General features: G+C 56.0%; 18 protein-coding genes. 9 read left to right on the top strand and 9 right to left on the bottom strand.

The window, feature by feature from the left end; all coding sequences use genetic code 11:
- Positions 1-152: 152 nt before the first annotated feature.
- From C4520_14070 to C4520_14105, 8 genes are read right to left on the bottom strand one after another with little or no spacing between them, the layout of a single operon-like run.
- Entirely contained in the window at positions 153-1310 is a 1158-nt protein-coding gene (locus tag C4520_14070; protein RJP18561.1) for an acyl-CoA dehydrogenase, read from the bottom strand.
- 25 nt (positions 1311-1335) lie between these two features.
- On the bottom strand, positions 1336-2091 hold the full coding sequence (gene rnc / locus C4520_14075) for a ribonuclease III (GenBank protein ID RJP18562.1): 756 nt from the start codon (positions 2089-2091) through the stop codon (positions 1336-1338).
- Entirely contained in the window at positions 2060-3301 is a 1242-nt protein-coding gene (gene fabF, locus C4520_14080; GenBank protein ID RJP18563.1) for a beta-ketoacyl-[acyl-carrier-protein] synthase II, read from the bottom strand. Before fabF ends, rnc begins: the two co-directional genes overlap by 32 nt.
- Positions 3302-3326: 25 nt before the next feature.
- Positions 3327-3560: an acyl carrier protein gene (gene acpP / locus C4520_14085; protein RJP18564.1), complete on the bottom strand. Its 234-nt coding sequence runs from the start codon at positions 3558-3560 to the stop codon at positions 3327-3329.
- Between the two features lie 58 nt (positions 3561-3618).
- Positions 3619-4374 carry a 3-oxoacyl-[acyl-carrier-protein] reductase gene (gene fabG / locus C4520_14090; protein RJP18565.1) on the bottom strand — a complete coding sequence of 252 codons (756 nt, stop codon included), beginning with the start codon at positions 4372-4374 and terminating at the stop codon, positions 3619-3621.
- On the bottom strand, positions 4358-5299 hold the full coding sequence (fabD, locus tag C4520_14095; GenBank protein RJP18566.1) for a [acyl-carrier-protein] S-malonyltransferase: 942 nt from the start codon (positions 5297-5299) through the stop codon (positions 4358-4360). Before fabD ends, fabG begins: the two co-directional genes overlap by 17 nt.
- A gap of 29 nt (positions 5300-5328) precedes the next feature.
- Entirely contained in the window at positions 5329-5511 is a 183-nt protein-coding gene (locus tag C4520_14100) for a 50S ribosomal protein L32 (protein RJP18567.1), read from the bottom strand.
- Positions 5512-5555: 44 nt separating this feature from the next.
- Positions 5556-6083, bottom strand: coding sequence for a DUF177 domain-containing protein (locus tag C4520_14105; protein RJP18568.1), 528 nt, complete (start codon positions 6081-6083; stop codon positions 5556-5558).
- Between the two features lie 601 nt (positions 6084-6684).
- On the opposite strand from C4520_14105, the gene C4520_14110 reads away from it, so the two are divergent.
- The 9 genes from C4520_14110 (at position 6685) to C4520_14150 (ending at position 15241) form a co-directional block, all read left to right on the top strand.
- Complete coding sequence (locus tag C4520_14110) at positions 6685-8760, top strand: sodium-translocating pyrophosphatase (GenBank protein ID RJP18599.1); 2076 nt, start codon at positions 6685-6687, stop codon at positions 8758-8760.
- 189 nt (positions 8761-8949) lie between these two features.
- Complete coding sequence (gene rpsF / locus C4520_14115) at positions 8950-9255, top strand: 30S ribosomal protein S6 (GenBank protein RJP18569.1); 306 nt, start codon at positions 8950-8952, stop codon at positions 9253-9255.
- A 30-nt stretch (positions 9256-9285) separates the two neighbouring features.
- Entirely contained in the window at positions 9286-9693 is a 408-nt protein-coding gene (ssb, locus tag C4520_14120) for a single-stranded DNA-binding protein (GenBank protein RJP18600.1), read from the top strand.
- A gap of 45 nt (positions 9694-9738) precedes the next feature.
- Positions 9739-9972 carry a 30S ribosomal protein S18 gene (rpsR, locus tag C4520_14125; GenBank protein ID RJP18570.1) on the top strand — a complete coding sequence of 78 codons (234 nt, stop codon included), beginning with the start codon at positions 9739-9741 and terminating at the stop codon, positions 9970-9972.
- 172 nt (positions 9973-10144) lie between these two features.
- Entirely contained in the window at positions 10145-10588 is a 444-nt protein-coding gene (locus C4520_14130; protein RJP18571.1) for a 50S ribosomal protein L9, read from the top strand.
- A gap of 59 nt (positions 10589-10647) precedes the next feature.
- Positions 10648-12033 (top strand): replicative DNA helicase, encoded by a 1386-nt coding sequence (dnaB, locus tag C4520_14135; GenBank protein ID RJP18572.1) that lies wholly within the window; start codon positions 10648-10650, stop codon positions 12031-12033.
- A 40-nt stretch (positions 12034-12073) separates the two neighbouring features.
- Positions 12074-12949 carry a 4-hydroxy-tetrahydrodipicolinate synthase gene (locus C4520_14140; GenBank protein ID RJP18573.1) on the top strand — a complete coding sequence of 292 codons (876 nt, stop codon included), beginning with the start codon at positions 12074-12076 and terminating at the stop codon, positions 12947-12949.
- A 32-nt stretch (positions 12950-12981) separates the two neighbouring features.
- Entirely contained in the window at positions 12982-13770 is a 789-nt protein-coding gene (locus C4520_14145; GenBank protein RJP18574.1) for a 4-hydroxy-tetrahydrodipicolinate reductase, read from the top strand.
- A gap of 211 nt (positions 13771-13981) precedes the next feature.
- The gene (locus C4520_14150) at positions 13982-15241 is read left to right on the top strand and encodes an MFS transporter (GenBank protein ID RJP18575.1); all 1260 of its coding nucleotides are present in this window, start codon (positions 13982-13984) and stop codon (positions 15239-15241) included.
- Positions 15242-15253: 12 nt separating this feature from the next.
- Here the strand turns inward: C4520_14150 and C4520_14155 are convergent, their stop codons facing one another.
- A complete protein-coding gene (locus C4520_14155; GenBank protein RJP18576.1) occupies positions 15254-16369 on the bottom strand; it encodes an ATP-NAD kinase in 1116 nt (371 codons plus the stop codon).
- Positions 16370-16403: the final 34 nt, after the last annotated feature.

A 16403-nucleotide genomic window follows, 5' to 3' on the forward strand; every position in this document is an offset into this window, starting at 1 on the left:
AAGCATTTCCAAACGCGCCTTCGGATTCCATGACAACCGATATTTTACTCTTAAAGTCATACAGGCATTCTCAGGCAACAACTAAATCGGAGAAGAACCGAAAAAGAAAAGTATGAAACGAGGCTGAAGTGGTTCAGGCGGCCAAAGGGAATTCAAACGCCTGCGGCGTTTTCCTTAATGAGGTGGCGGGCGATGATGTTTCGCTGTATCTGATTGGTTCCTTCGTAGATCTGAGTAATCTTGGCGTCGCGCATCATTTTTTCGACGGGATAATCTTTCATGTAGCCATAGCCGCCCATGATCTGCACCGCGTCGGTTGTCACGCGCATTGCCATATCCGAAGCGAAAAGCTTTGCCATGGCCGATTCTTTGCCGACATTTGGCGAGCCGGCATCGATCATTCGAGCGGTGGCATACACAAGCGCGCGAGCCGCCTCGATCTGGGTCGCCATGTCGGCGAGCATGTGCTGAATCGCCTGGAATGAGGTGATCGATTCCCCGAATTGCCGGCGTCCGCGAGCATAGGAAATTGCCTCGTCAAACGCCCCTTGCGCCAGTCCAACCGCCTGCGCTCCGATGCCGGGGCGGGTGCTATCCAGGGTTTTCATTGCGATGACGAAGCCCATCCCTTCGCGTCCGAGCACATTCTCCTTCGGGACGCGGCAATCCTCAAAGAAAACCTCACGCTGCAGCGATGCGCGAATACCCATCTTGTTCTCCGTGCGGCCAAAACTCATTCCCGGCGTATCCTTTTCCACGATGATGGCCGTCGCTCCTCTGCTGCCGCGGCTCTTGTCGGTCATCGCAAAGACGGTATAGATGTCGGCTTCGCCCGCGTTCGTTATCCACTGTTTCCGCCCATTGAGCACGTAATCGTCGCCGTCGCTGACCGCCGTTGTCTCAATCGCGCCCGCGTCGCTCCCGGCATTCGCCTCCGTCAATCCAAACGCGGCCAGCGCCGAGCCGGATGCAATAGCCGGCAGATATTTTTCCTTCTGCTTTTCGGAGCCGGCAACCAGAATTGGCATCGACCCGAGGGCTGTGGCTGCATACGTGGTGCAAATGCCTGCACATATCCGGGCAATCTGCTCGATCGCCAGACATAAGCCGAGACAACCGTCGCCCGCACCACCATACTTCTCGGGAATGAAGATGCCGCTCAGATGCGCCTTCGCAAATTCTGTGAGGACCTCGCGCGGGAATTCAGAAGATTCATCGTATTTCGCCCGGACAGGCTTGATCTTTTCGACCGCAATTTTTTGAGCGAGCTCTCGGATAGCCTTTTGCCGATCAGAGAGAAAGTAATCCATGCTCACGGCCCTCAGGAATGAGCACTCACTGCTCTTCCATTTTCTTCAGTGCCGCGCGGGCGGCATTTTGTTGAGCTTCTTTCTTATTTCGGCCGGTGCCGATCCCGTATGGTTCATCCTTGATCGTCAAGAGCACGTCATATGTACGGTCGTGAGGGGGTCCTGATTCTCTGACTACCGTATATTTCGGCAGGGTCTGGAAGCGCATCTGTGTTTTTTCCTGGAGGATCGACTTGTAATCCATTTTCTGCTGATCTTTGTCGAGCCGCTCAATCTCATCGGAAAAATGCTGCAGGATGAATTCGCGCGCCATCTTCAAGCCGCCATCCAGATAGATCGCGCCAATGAGCGCCTCCAGCGCGTCCGCAAGCAGGGAATTCCTTTTCCGCCCTCCACCTAGCTCTTCTCCCTTTCCCAGCTTGATGAACGGGTCGATCCCGATCTTTTTCGCCGTCTTCGCGAGCGTCGGCTTGCTGACCACAGCGGCGCGCAGCTTCGTCAATTCTCCTTCCTCATATTGAGGGTATGCCTCATACAGCTCATGGCTGATGATCAACTCCAAAACAGCATCACCGAGAAACTCGAGCTTTTCATAATGTTCGCCGCGCTCCTCGGGCAGTTCGTTCACGTAGGAAGGATGGCAAAGCGCCTGATTGAGCAGGTCGATGCGCCGCATATGCACGCCGAGGAGTTTTTCCAGATCCTTCAGCTCTTTGCGCCTTTCAGAATCGTTCCCCATGACGGTGGAATTATTCAAATTTCTTGAAGATAATGGTTGCATTAGTTCCGCCAAACCCAAATGAATTGCTCATTGCATACGTGATATCCATCTGGCGCGCAACGTTCGGCACGTAGTCCAGATCGCACTCCGGATCCGGCTCCTCATAATTGATCGTGGGCGGGGCCGTCCCAGTCTGAATCGCCAGAAGAGTCGCGATCGCTTCAACTCCTCCGGCCGCGCCGAGCAAATGTCCCATATGGGATTTTGTCGAGCTCAGCGCCAGCTTCCGGGCATGATCTCCGAAAACCCGCTTCACCGCCTCAGTCTCAAGTTTATCATTGAGCTGAGTTGACGTCCCATGCGCGTTGATGTAGGAAATAGATTCGGGCGCCGTCGCCGAACTTTTCAGCGCCGCCCGCATGCAACGTGCGGCTCCCTCACCTTCGGGAGAGGGGGCAGTGATATGATAGGCATCGGCAGACATGCCATAGCCGATAATCTCACCCAGGATAACTGCTCCTCGCTTTTGAGCATGCCCCAGTTCCTCGAGCAGGATGACTCCGGCCCCCTCCGCCATCACAAAACCGTCTCGATTCCGATCGAACGGCCTGCTGGCGCGCTCAGGATGATCATTATGCGAGGTAGAGAGGGCGCGCATCGCGCAGAAGCCGCCGATTCCCATCGGCGTAAGCGCAGATTCCGTCCCGCCCGCCAGCATCAAATCCGCTTCACCGCGCTGTATGATGCGATAGGCGTCTCCAATGGCATGCGTTCCGCTTGCGCATGCGGTGCTGACGGCCGTGTTGGGGCCCCTCAGGTTGAAATGCATGGCCACCACTCCGGGAGCCATATTGATGATGAGCATCGGAATGCAGAATGGACTCAGTCGTTTCGGTCCTCTATCGAGAAGGACCAGATGCTGTTCTTCAATGATGGTCAGCCCGCCGACGCCGGAGCCGATCAGCACGCCGAACATGTCTCGATCGACCTTTTCCAGATCGATGCCGGAATGTTCGAGCGCCATCTTGCTCGCGGCAAAAGCGAATTGAGCGAAACGATCCATTCGCTTCGCTTCTTTGGAAGAGAGGAACTGGTCAGGTTGAAAGTTTTCAACAATGCCAGCTATTTTGGAAGAGAAGTCAGTCGTATCGAAGGAGGATATCCGGCGGATGCCGGAGCGGCCGGATGTGAGGGAATCCCAGAATTTCTCCAACGCGTTCCCCACCGGCGAAATGACGCCCGCCCCTGTCGCCACTACACGTCTGTTCATACGTTCGCCTGCAGATCGCGCTCCATCACAGACTCTTGATGAAGTCGATCGCGTTGCGGACCGTCATGATCTTCTCCGCCTGCTCATCGGTGATCTCGATGTCGAACTCGTCCTCGAGCGTCATGATCAACTCGACGACATCAAGCGAGTCGGCACCCAGATCGTCGATAAATTTGGCGTCATCCGTTACCTGCTCCATGCCGATCTCGAGCTTGTCACTGATTATTTCCCTGATCTTGTCCTCGCTCACATTCACCATTGTCGATATATGCTCCTTTCACCCCGGTTTTTTCCCGTCTTCCCGTCTGACGGATGACCTACATCGCTATGCCGCCGTCGGTTCGGATGATCTCTCCCGTTATGTAATCCGCGGCCGGAGAGGCGAGAAATCTGACTACTTCGGCAACATCATTCGGTTCGCCTAACCTGCCGAGCGGGATCAGCCTCAGCAACTCCTCCCGCGCCTTTTCCGGCAGCTCTTCCGTCATTGCCGTTCTTATGTACCCGGGAGCCACGCAATTGACCGTGATATTGCGGGATGCCAGCTCGCGGGCGGCCGATTTGGTGAGTCCTATGATGCCCGCCTTCGAAGCGCAATAGTTGACCTGCCCCGGATTGCCGATCATACCGACCACAGACGCGATGTTGATGATTTTGCCGCTGTGCTGGCGGATCATCGTCCGGGCTGCGGCCTTGGTGCAGTTGAACGTTCCTTTCAGATTTGTATCGATAACCGCGTCCCAGTCCGCCTCTTTCAGCCGGACCAGGAGATTGTCCGCTGTGATGCCTGCATTATTTACCAGGATATCGATGCGGCCGAATCGAGTGACGACGTCGGCGGCAAAGCTCGAAACCTCTTCGGTGTTCGAGACGTCCAATCGGAAAGCATATGCTGTTCCGCCCCGAGATTGGATTAAGTGTGCGGTCCTCTCGCCGCCCTCGAGCCTGCGGCTGCATACGGCTACGGTTGCGCCGTCTTCGGCGAGCGCCAGAGCTATGGCTTGCCCGATCCCGCGCGAGCCTCCCGTCACTATGGCAACTTTTCCCTTTAGCAGGTTACCGCGTCGCTCCATGAAAATGTTTGTACACTTGCTCCAAAGATTCGGGCGTCTCGGCGTTCAAACAGACCGCGGAACCGTTGACGCGTTTCAACAGGCCGCTGAGCACTTTGCCGGGACCGACCTCTATGAAAGTGTCGGCGCCTTCCTTGAGCATATTCGTGATTGAATGCTGCCACCGAACCGGACTGCAAATCTGCCTGAGCAAATTCTCCCTGATCTGTTCCGCGTCCACCGTGACCGCGGCCGACACATTGGGATAGAAAGCGGCGGCCGGAGCGGAAATCCTGGCAGACGAAATCGATTGCTCGAACCGCTCCGCGGCCGGACGCATCAGCCTCGAGTGAAAAGCCCCCGACACTGAAAGCGCAACGGCTCGCTTTGCGCCTCTTTTCTTCGCCTCTTCGCCCGCAAGGCGCACCGCCTCGGGCTCTCCGGAGATGACGACTTGTTCGGCCGAATTGAAATTGGCAACGTCGACAATCCCCCCATCGATCCGTCGGCAAACCTCCTCAACCATCTTATCGTCCAGCCCCAAAATCGCACACATAGTCCCGGTCTTTTGCTCGCATGCATATTGCATGCACGTCGCCCTCGAATAGACGAGGCCGACCGCATCCTCAAAATCGATTGCGCCGCCCGCCACCAGCGCAGAATACTCGCCCAGACTGTGGCCCGCTACAATGTCGGGACGCAGTCCCATCGAGAAGAGAACTTTGGATACGGCGACGCTGAGTGCAAAGATGGCCGGCTGAGCGTAGCGGGTCTGCCTCAGTGTCTCTTCCGGACCTTCGAACATTACCTCCCGCAGGTCGGATCCGAGAACATGCTCGGCCTGCTCGAGAACGCGACACGCTTCCGGATACGTGGTGCACAGAGATTTGCCCATTCCGACGTACTGGCTGCCCTGTCCAGGAAAGATCCACGCGATTTTGCCCATCACAAACCCCGTTTCCGTCAGATGCCGGATTATTTTTCAGTCGTCAATACAACCTGACGTCCCTTGTAGAATCCGCATTCGGGACAAACTCGGTGAGGAAGGGCGGGGCGACCGCAATTCGAACACGCAACGGAAGTAACCGGCTTCACCTTGCGGTGCGTCCGGCGCTTATCCCGCCGTGTCCGGGAAATCCTCCTCTTTGGCAGTGCCATCTCTCATACCTCCATTCATTACATAACATATCGGGAGAATCCGTCTATTCCCCTTGCATCCGTTTTTTCAATTCTTCCAGTTTCTCAAAAGGTGAGCCCGCGGAACGATCGTGGCAATCACATCCGCTGATGTTCAGGTTCGTCCCGCAGAAAGAGCACAACCCCTTGCAATCTTCACGGCAAACGGCCTTGATGGGAAGATTCACCAGGAGCAGGTCCCTTATCTCCTGCAGCAGATCAATTGTATCCCCGACATAATAATCGATATTCGACTCCGGCTCGATTGTGCCGTTCTCTTCATCCGGAAGCTTCTCCCTTGGCACGTACATGACGTTTACCTCAAGGTCGATCGGGATGCTCATTTTCTCAAGACACCGGCTGCAATCGGCTTCAACGGCCCCCTGCAGCCTGCCTTCGACATAAACATCGTCCTCGGTCTTCACGGCATGCCCCGTAAAAGCCAGCGGTTCATTTAATCGATAATTCGGCAAGTCCAATCCGATTTCAGAAGGATCGATCAAACCCTCCAAATCGAGACCTGCCTCGGGAATAGTATCAATTCGGAGTTTCATCTTAAATATACCCCTTGCTACAACGTAACTTCGGCGAGAATCAATAGGCGTCGCGGACAGCCTCACGGATGAGGCGGCCCCTAAATGCGACAAAGGAGCAGGAGGCGATATTCCCGCCAATATGACCCAGAAGTATCCCCCGCTGCTCCCTCAAAGCACATGGAGCGACCGCGCAAATCGGCCCCCGTACATATTCGGATCGTTCCGCCGAAGCCGAGGTATGCATTCCTTAATATGCGCCTCATGGTACCATTATTTGAACTTTTTTGTCAAGAGAGCCTGAAAGATTCTCCGGTTCCGCCGCCCGCCTTGGAAGCGGTTCTTTTTTGAGCGTTAACCGGCTTTTTCAACCTCCAATCAATTATAGCATCGTTTCGCTTCTGCCAGTGATGTTCTGATCCCCAAGAAACGCCCGCCATCGATTCTCTCTGCATCAACAGCGGCAATAAGGGCCTCTTACCGAATCCGCTCCGATCTGGATCGGCATTGACAAACTACGTTCTTTTTTGTATACTAGCGCCACATTAGGTATTCCCACCTTGTTTTTCTTTGCCCCAAGTATGTGTGAGGAGGAGAGGTTATGGTTGGAGATGTTGTGGCAATGTTGGAAAAAGGCGTATATGTTACGCTTGGGACCGGCGTGCTTGCGCTCCTGTTTGTCGGGTATCTGGCCAGCTCGACTATGAAGCTGGATGCCGGCAATGAGAAGATGCGCAAGATTTCGTCAATGGTCCAGGCGGGCGCACGAGCGTTCCTGAAGCGCGAGTATACGTACGTATTCTCTTTCGTGATCGTGATCGCGCTGCTCATCTGGTGGGCGCCGTTCATATGGCAGCGCGTGGTTCCCGACAGGCCGCCAATTGATTTAGGATGGAGAACGTCGGTCTGTTTCGTGTGCGGAGCATTGATGTCGGCGCTCGCAGGATATATCGGCATGAGCATAGCCACTCGCTCAAATTCCAGGACCACCGAAGCCGCTCGGACATCGGGCGTTAACGGCGCACTCAACGTCGCCGTCTCCGGCGGAGCGGTTATGGGCATGAGCGTGGTCGGCCTGGCGCTCTCGGGCCTGTGCATCGTATATCTGATATTCCGCGATCCCATAGCCGTAAACGGATATGCCATGGGCGCAAGCCTTGTCGCGCTGTTCGCGCGCTCGGGCGGCGGCATCTTCACAAAAGGCGCCGACATGGGCGCCGACCTGGTGGGAAAAGTGGAAGCGGGAATCCCGGAAGACGACCCCCGCAATCCAGCGGTTATAGCCGATAACGTAGGCGACAATGTGGGTGATGTGGCAGGCCTCGGCGCAGACCTTCTGGAAAGTTATGTCGAAGCGATCATCGCCAGTATCGCTATTGCCTTCTCGCTTGCCATTGCCGGCCTTATCACGCAAGATACTCTCGTTCGGCTGCAGTTGATCCCGTTCCTGATCGCCGCCGCCGGTATCATCGCTTCGATTATCGGCGTGATGTATGTGAAGGTGAGCGGCGGCAAAAACGCCCAGTCGGCTTTGTTGATGGGCACGTACGTTGCCGCCGGCCTTACGATAATCTTGAGTTTCTTCATCATCAGGCAATTTGGCGCCCCGTTCCAGGGCGTTTTCGGCACCTACTCGAAGATGGGGCCGTTCTGGGCGACCTTGACCGGCATCATCTCCGGAATCATTGTCGGGTTCACCAGCGAGTACTTTACTTCCGGCCACTATCGACCGGTGAAGAATCTGGCTGAGTCGTCGCAAAGCGGCCCCGCCATCACCGTCACCGGCGGCATGGCGGTCGGCATGATGAGCACCACCATTCCGGTCATCGTCCTGGCTGCTGCGGTCATGGTCTCCTATCACGTGTCCGGCATGTACGGCGTCGCGCTCGCCTCACTCGGAATGCTGGCGACCACCGGCATGATCGTGTCGGTTGACAGCTACGGCCCCGTGGCCGATAACGCCGGCGGAATCGCGGAAATGGCCGGACTCGACAAGAGCGTTCGCGAAATCACCGACAATCTCGATGCCGTCGGCAACACCACGGCCGCAATCGGAAAAGGATTCGCCATTGGCTCAGCCGCGTTCGCCGCGCTCAGTCTGGTGACCGCATTTATCAGTGCCGCAAAACTGCATGATGTTCAGTTGACGTCGCCCAACGTCATGGCCGGCCTGCTCATCGGCGGCATGCTGCCGTTCCTGTTCAGCTCGCTGCTGTTTGGTGCCGTCAGCAAATGCGCGTTCCAGATGATCGCCGAGGTCCGCCGTCAGTTCCGCGAAATCAAGGGACTGATGGAAGGCAAGGCCGATCCTGATCCCACAACTTGCGTAGATATCAGCACCCGCAGCGCCATAAGAGGCATGCTTCTGCCCGGCACGATTGCGATCCTTGCGCCCGTTGTCGCAGGTTTCGTTCTTGGCCCGGGCGGTCTGGCCGGAATGCTGATCGGCGCGCTTATAACCGGCGTCATGCTCGGCATCCAAATGGCCAATAGTGGCGGCGCAATGGATAATGCCAAGAAGTACATTGAAAAGGGCAACTTCGGCGGGAAGGGCTCGGATGCCCATAAGGCGGCCGTCGTCGGCGATACCGTCGGCGACCCGCTGAAAGACACCGTCGGCCCATCCATCAACATCCTGATCAAGTTGATGGCGGTAATCGCACTGGTGCTCGCGCCCCTCTTCATGGTGGTAGGATAGCAGCGCCATTTTTATCCGGGGGAGGTTCTTCCTGGAAAGGGAAAATCTTCTCCATCGCAGCGAAAGTACATCCACGGCGGGAGATAAACCGTCTTCCGCCGTGGAATTGCATTACCCGCTTGCCATGCTGTATCGTCTATGATACAATACGGTGCGGATATCTATGTTTTGTACCGGAGGTGAGACTGTTTGAAAAAATACGAGACGATCTTCATTATCCGGCCGGACGCATCGGAAGAAACGATTGCGGCGGCCATCGAGAAAGCACAGGAACAGGTGACCCGAAATGAGGGCATCATCCTGGGTCTGGAAAATTGGGGGCGCAAGAAGCTGGCTTACGAGATTGACCGCTTCACCGAAGGCATTTTCGTAAAAATGGATTTCGAGGCACCCGGCGACGTGATCGCCAAGATTTCCCGGCACTTCATGCTGAGCGAGGAAGTGATCCGGCACCAGACGATACGGCAGCAGGAGCGGAAAACAACCGCAGGCTAAGAGGGGATTGAAATCATGTCACAGCTCAGCATGATCGAACTGAACAAGGTCTTTCTTGCAGGAAGGCTCACCCAGGACCCCGAGCTTCGCTACATACCCTCCGGCGTCGCAGTCTCGACGTTGCGTATGGCCGTAAATACCACCTTCTTCCCGCGCGACGGAGAGAAAAAGGAAGAGGTTCTCTATATCGATGTCATCGTATGGCGCAAGCAGGCTGAGGCCGCCGTGCAGTATCTGCATAAGGGCTCTCCCGTCTTTGTCGAAGGACGCCTGCAAAGCCGCCGCTGGGAGACTCAGGACGGCCAGAAGCGCACATCAATCGAGGTACAGGCCGACAGAGTTCAATATATGGAATGGGCCGGTGAAAAATCGCGTCCGCAGGAAGGCGCAGGATCGCAGCAAGCCTCTCCGGATCAGAACGATGATATCCCCTTTTGATTGTTGAGCTGAGCAAATTTACCAGCATATTCAGGAAGGAAAAGCATGGCAAAACCAAGAACATTCGGGCGCAGGAAGGTATGCCGCTTCTGCGTCGATAAAGTCCCCGCCGCGGATATCGATTATAAGGATGTCCAGAGGCTGAAACATTACACAACCGAGCGAGGAAAAATCATTCCCCGCAGGATTTCGGGGAATTGCGCGAGACATCAGCGTGCCGTCACCGAGGCTGTCAAGCGCGCCCGTGCGGCAGCCCTTATGCCCTTCACCGCGGATTAATACCTCTGCAGCCCGCCTTACAGGTCAAATCCGCCGGAGAACAAGCCCCGCAACATTATGGGGCCGCCGGAAACGCCGCCGAAAGCGTTTTCGGACAGGACGCGCCGATGATGTCAATAAGGCAAGAGGGATTTGGCCCGCCGATCAATACGGAATAGTGGAAGGAACAGGAATGAAAGTAATATTGAGAGAAGACGTTCAACAACTGGGCAAAGCCGGTGACGTCGTGGAAGTCAAGGACGGATACGCACGGAATTATCTGATTGCCCGCAGCCTGGCTGTGCGCGCCGACACCGGTCAGATGAAACATCTCGAGCACGAAAGAAAACTGCTCAAGGACAAAAAGGAAAAGACGCTGAAACAGGCAAGAGACCTCGCCGATAAAATCAGCAAAACCTCGTGCACCATTGCGGTCCAGGTCGGCGAGGAAGATAAGATGTACGGATCGGTCACCTCGATGGATATCGCAAAATCGCTTGTAAAGGAAGGAATAGAAATCGATAAGAAGGATATTCACCTGGACGAGCCTATCCGTTCGCTTGGCGTCTTCACCGTGCCCATCAGGTTGGCCTCCGAAGTGGAAGCGAAATTGAAAATCTGGATCGTCAAGGAATGAGACGAGCTCCAGAAAGTAATTTAAATCCGGCACGTATTTATAGACACCGGTAGTCGGGCATGAAAGAAACCGCTGCTCCCCCTGCACGTGTGCCTCCCCATAATCGAGAGGCCGAGCAATGCGTGCTGGGGGCGATGCTTTTTGATGACCGCGCCGTCGGACAGGCGGTCGAAAAACTGCGCGATCTGCATTTCTATGATGAAGCGCACCGCCGCGTCTTCCGCACCATCTGCGAACTTTACAACAACAACTCCCCCATCGATCTGATCAGCATTTCCGAAAAACTGCGCACGGCCGGAGAATTGGAATCGGTCGGCGGCGGAACCTATCTTGCCCAATTGCTCGATATGGTGCCCACCGTCGCCCACCTGGACTACTACATGCAGATCGTGCGAGAAAAGGCCTGGCTCAGGGAACTGCTGACTGCTACAGCCGAAACCATGTCGGAGGCATACACCGAAGGCATGGAGGTCGAAATCATCCTCGACCGCGCGGAAAAGAGAATCTTCGAGATCGTCGAAAAACGGGTTACGTCCTCAGTTGCGCCCATCGGCGAATTGGTGCATCCTGTCTTTAAATGGGTCGACGACCTCTACAATAACCGGCGAGAGGTAACGGGAATCCCAACCGGCTATGGTGATTTGGACAGGCTGCTCTCCGGACTGCAAAACTCCGATCTTATTATCATTGCCGGCAGGCCGTCGATGGGCAAAACCAGCTTCGCGATCAACATAGCGCAACACGTGGCGATAAAAGAGAGAAAGTCGGTGGCCATATTCAGCCTGGAGATGGCAAAACCGCAACTCGTGCTGCGCATGCTGTGCTCCCAAGTTCGCTCGAAAGAGTTGAACCTGAGAAGCTTGCAGACCGGCTATTTTGATGCAAAGCAGTATCCGAAATTGACAGACGCAGCGGGATACCTCGCACAATCCAGCATCTTCATCGATGATTCTCCCTCGATTTCCGCAATGGAGATACGGGCAAAGGCAAGAATGCTGAAGGCGAAAAACAAACTCGATCTGATCGTCATCGATTACTTGCAGTTGATGGAGGAGGCCGGCAGGCGTCCGGAAAGCCGCCAGCAGGAAATAGCGATGATCTCGCGACACCTGAAGGCGCTTGCGCGCGAGCTCGAGGTGCCGGTTATCGCTCTCTCGCAGCTCAGCCGGGCGGTCGAGCGGCGCGAGGAAAACCGGCCGCAGCTTGCCGATCTAAGAGAATCGGGCGCGATCGAGCAGGATGCGGATGTCGTGTTGATGCTCTTCAGGGAAGAATATTATGCGCGCCTGCAGAACCCGAACAAAGAAATTTCAGAAAACCTTCTGAACAAGGCCGAGGTCATCGTGGCAAAACAACGCAACGGCCCCACCGGCATCATCGAGCTCAATTTCTTCGGGGATCAGGTGCGCTTTGAAAACCGCGTAAAGCAGGCGGAACCGTTCTAATCACAAACGACAATTACCAATCAATCAAGGAGAACATAGTATGTTTACCGGCTCAATGGTCGCTCTCGTTACTCCCTTCAAGAAGGGAAAAATCGATGAAGCAAAGATCCCGGAACTCGTGGAATATCAAATAAGCAAAGGCACCGATGTCATTTGCCCCTGTGGCTGCACGGGAGAGGCAGCCACCCTGAACCATGACGAACAGGTGTACATAATTGAAATCACGGTCGAGGCAGTCAACCGGCGGGCGAAAGTGATAGCCGGCACCGGCTCGAACAGCACCGAAGAAGCGATTATCCTCACCCGCCGCGCGAAGCAGGCGGGCGCTGATGGCGCCCTAATGATCACGCCGTACTACAACAAGCCCACCCAGCGCGGGCTCATGCTGCACTATGAGAAAGTCGCAGCCGAAGTGGATATTCCGATAATGCTCTATAACGTGCCGGGCAGAACCGGCGTCAATATGACGCCCGAAACTGTCGCCGAACTCTCCGAAATCGAGAACATCGTTGCCATCAAAGAAGCAAGCGGAAACGTGGACCAGGTAAGCGCGATCCTCAGCATGTGTGATATCACGGTCCTCTCGGGCGATGATTCGCTCACGCTTCCCATGCTCGCCGTCGGCGCCAAAGGCGTGGTGAGCGTCGCCGCAAATGTCGCTCCCGCCGAGGTGGCTGCACTCATCGATAGTTTCAATAGTTGCAACATGGAGGAAGCGCGGCAGATCCACTATCAACTGCTTCCCTTGTTCAAGGTGCTCTTCTGCGAGACGAACCCGATCCCGGTCAAGCGCGCCCTGAATATGATGGGCCTGATCGAGAACGAACTTCGCTCTCCCTTGTTCCCGCTCTCGCCTGAGAATGAGCCGAAACTGCGAAAGGTCCTCGAGGAATTGAACCTGCTGGAACTGGTATAACCGGAGGTGCGGACGTGGCGGTCAGAATAGGGATGTTCGGAGCGATGGGACGCATGGGTCGGCGCATCATCGAGCTCGCGGGCACTGACAAGGATTTGGTCGTGACGGCCGGTATCGAGTACCCGGGACATCCCGCGGTTGGCCAGCCGCTCGGAACCCTTTTCGGCAATGCAAACCTCCAGGGCAAACTGGCGGGAACTCTTCATAAAGTTATCAACGATATCGATTGCATCATCGCGTTCGCGACGCCTGAGGCCACGCTCGATTGCATCCGCGACGCACATGCCGACCGTAAACCGATGGTCGTCGGCACCACCGGGTTTACGCCCGAGCAGATTGAAGAAATCAAGCGGTTGAGCCAGCACATCCCGTGCGTCATGTCCGCCAATATGAGCATCGGCATCAATATCCTCCTATCACTGTCCGCACAAGTCGCCAGGGTCCTCCACGATGATTTCGACATCGAGATCGTTGAGGCCCATCATAATCAGAAGAAGGACGCCCCCAGCGGGACTGCGATCATGCTGGCTGAGGCGATCGCAAAAACAACGAACAGGACTCTCAGCGCCAATGCCGCATATGGAAGGTACGGAATAACCGGCCCCCGCCGCGCCAAAGAAATCGGCATCCACGCCGTCCGCGGCGGCGATATTGTCGGCGACCACACCATTCTCTTCGCCGGACAGGGCGAGCGCATCGAGATTACTCACCGGGCTCACAGCCGGGACAACTTTGCGCGCGGCGCATTGCTCGCGGCCAAATTTGTCGTGCGCCAGCCAGCCGGGCTGTACACGATGCAGGACGTCCTGAAGCTTTCTTGAAGAGGCTCCCGGCGCGCCGAGCTTGTTTGCTGATCAGCGTGTCGAGGTTCGACAGATCATCAGACGTTGAACAAGGCGAATCGAGCAGTTTTTGTTTCACAAAAATGGTTTCATCAGCGGCCCTCTCTTTGAAAGACTCCTCTTTCCGGCAGCGTTTCCCCCCGCGCTCCTCACCGCTGACCAGTAGCCCCGTAAAAAGATTGGAAGGAACATGAAAACTTCATCAACATCCAATTGGCAGATACTGAGCGCGAGCTTCCTGTGCATGAGTGTAGCGGCGGGAATAGGCTGGTTTGTCTTCCCCGTGTATATGACCACGATCGAGGAGGAACTCGGCACCAGCCGGGCGCTGATTTCTCTGGCGGTTGTGCTCTGGGCGATGGTGGGCGCAGCTTTTTCGCCGGTCGCAGGCGGCTGGATCGACAAGTATGGTGCGCGAAGAGTCATCGTGGCGGGAACCCTGGTGCAGATAGCCGGCACCCTCTTACTGGCTCGGATCACGTCTCTCTGGCAGCTTTATGTTCTCTTTATCGTGGCTGCTCTCGCAAGTACGGCGAACACCACAATCCCCGTCTCAATTGTCATTTCCCGGCGCTTCGATAGCAATCGGGGAACAGCCATGGGGATCGCCATGCTCGGAATGGGAGTGGGTGGATTGGTAATGCCGATCATAGCCAATGTCTTCCTGGAAGGGTACGGCTGGAGGGGAGGCTACAACATTTTCGCCTTCATTCTAATGGGCCTGTTGGCGCCGATCTTCTTGTGGATGCGGCCCGGACAGGATGAGCGACTTGCAACCGACGGCGGATCCCCAATCGATACGCCTGCGGGCGGGACGACAAAGACTTTGCGAAGCCTGACCGCCGCCGAAGCCGTGCGAACGAGAACCTTCTGGTTTCTCGGCAGCGGCGATTTCCTCATCGGCATCACTTTCACTTCCGTCACCGTTCATATGGTCGCATTCTCCACCGCAGCCGGTATCTCGCAGGCGGCCGCCACGACAGCGTATGGCGTCTTTCTCGCCGTCAACAGCCTCGGTATCATTCTCTTCGGCACCGCCGCCGACAAGATCAAAATCAAATGGATGATGGTAATCGCATATGGAGCGGCGGCTGTCGCCTGGATATTCCTTTTTCGGTTGCCGGCGCTCGTGCCGCTGTACGTTTTCGCTATTATTTTCGGAGTGACGGGAGGCGGCAGGACGGCGCTATGGCCGCTCGCCCTCGGTCAATGTTTCGGCGTCGCGCATCTGGGGTCGGTTCTCGGCTGGTTGAATATTCCGTTTATGATCGGCAACGCAGTCGGCCCATATATGGCTGGATATATATTCGACGCCTCAAATAGCTATAGGCTGCTGTTCCTCTTTTGCATCGGGTTTTCTCTCGTTGCGGCGGTCTTCATCTCTCGGATGCGCGATGAGCGGATCCGGCAAGTCGAGCAGGCATACCTTGTGCCGGAATCTTCCAAATAGGGCGGGGCAGGATCAGCCAATCTTATACATGAGATAGTCCTTGTATCCGGAAACGATGCGAACATACCCGCTCAAGTCTTGATTCAGAGCTTCGTCTCCGGTATCTACCAATAAAGGCCTGCCGCCCAGAGAAATGACTTTTTCCTTCGGCGCGATGATAATGATGTTGTCCTTGCCGACTCGCCGAATTACCTCCGGGCTGAGCTGCTGGTTCCCGCGCCCGAACACATGTCCCTGGCCGCCGATGATCGTGACCACGATCTTCGCGGGATTCCCCTCCGTTATCTCGAGCAGCTGCTGCTCGTTCACATCGCTCAGAACGAGCTGTCGATTCCTGATGACATCAATTCCGAGCAGCGTGTTCTTCAGTCCCAGCCGCTCCATTACAGCCCGCGTCGTTGTGCCCGGCCCAATGATATAGAAGTCGTCGGCCGTCATTCCGGCGATCACCTCGGCCGCGATCCCTTGCAATGCCGCATTTTCAGAACGGATGCCGCCGGCCTTCATCCCCTGAACGAACCGGCGTTCATCGGGCACCAGCAGGTAGCCGTACAGTCTGGCCGAAACGGCGCCGTTTCTAAAAGCCTCTTCATCGATATCCATCACCTCGGCCTCGCGGATCGCCTTCACTTTGCCGGACAGGAACATGCCGGCGACCTGGCCGCAAAGTCGCGGCGTGACGGCGAAAACGGCGGAATGTATTTTTACACCTGCGGGAATTCCCAAAACCAGTGCCTCTTGACCGATCGCGTCCAGGATATTCCGCGCGGTCCCGTCGCCGCCGGCAAAGAGGATCAGGTCAACCTGTGCGGCCGCCATCGCCGCGGCGGCTTGTTTGGTATCATCGGCCGTCGTCTTTCCGCTGCGGATCCGCCCTGCGACCGTGCACCTGAGGCCGGCCCGCCGGCATTCGTGCTCCCCCATCTCGTCAGAATATGTGAGAATCTCGACGTCAATATTCGATTGAACGAGCGCGCGAAGAGCCTCCACCGCCCGCGCGGGAGCTTCAGGCTGTGCGCCCAGTCGCCGCGCCTGTTCCAGTATGTCGGAACCGTCGGTCCCCTTGAGGCCGACCCTGCCGCCCATCCCCGCGATCGGATTGACAATAAGCCCGACTTTTTTCACCATACGAATGTTCTTGCGCCTTTACCCAACAAGACTC

It is taken from the genome of Candidatus Abyssobacteria bacterium SURF_5 (assembly GCA_003598085.1).
GTDB lineage: Bacteria > Abyssobacteria > SURF-5 > SURF-5 > SURF-5 > SURF-5.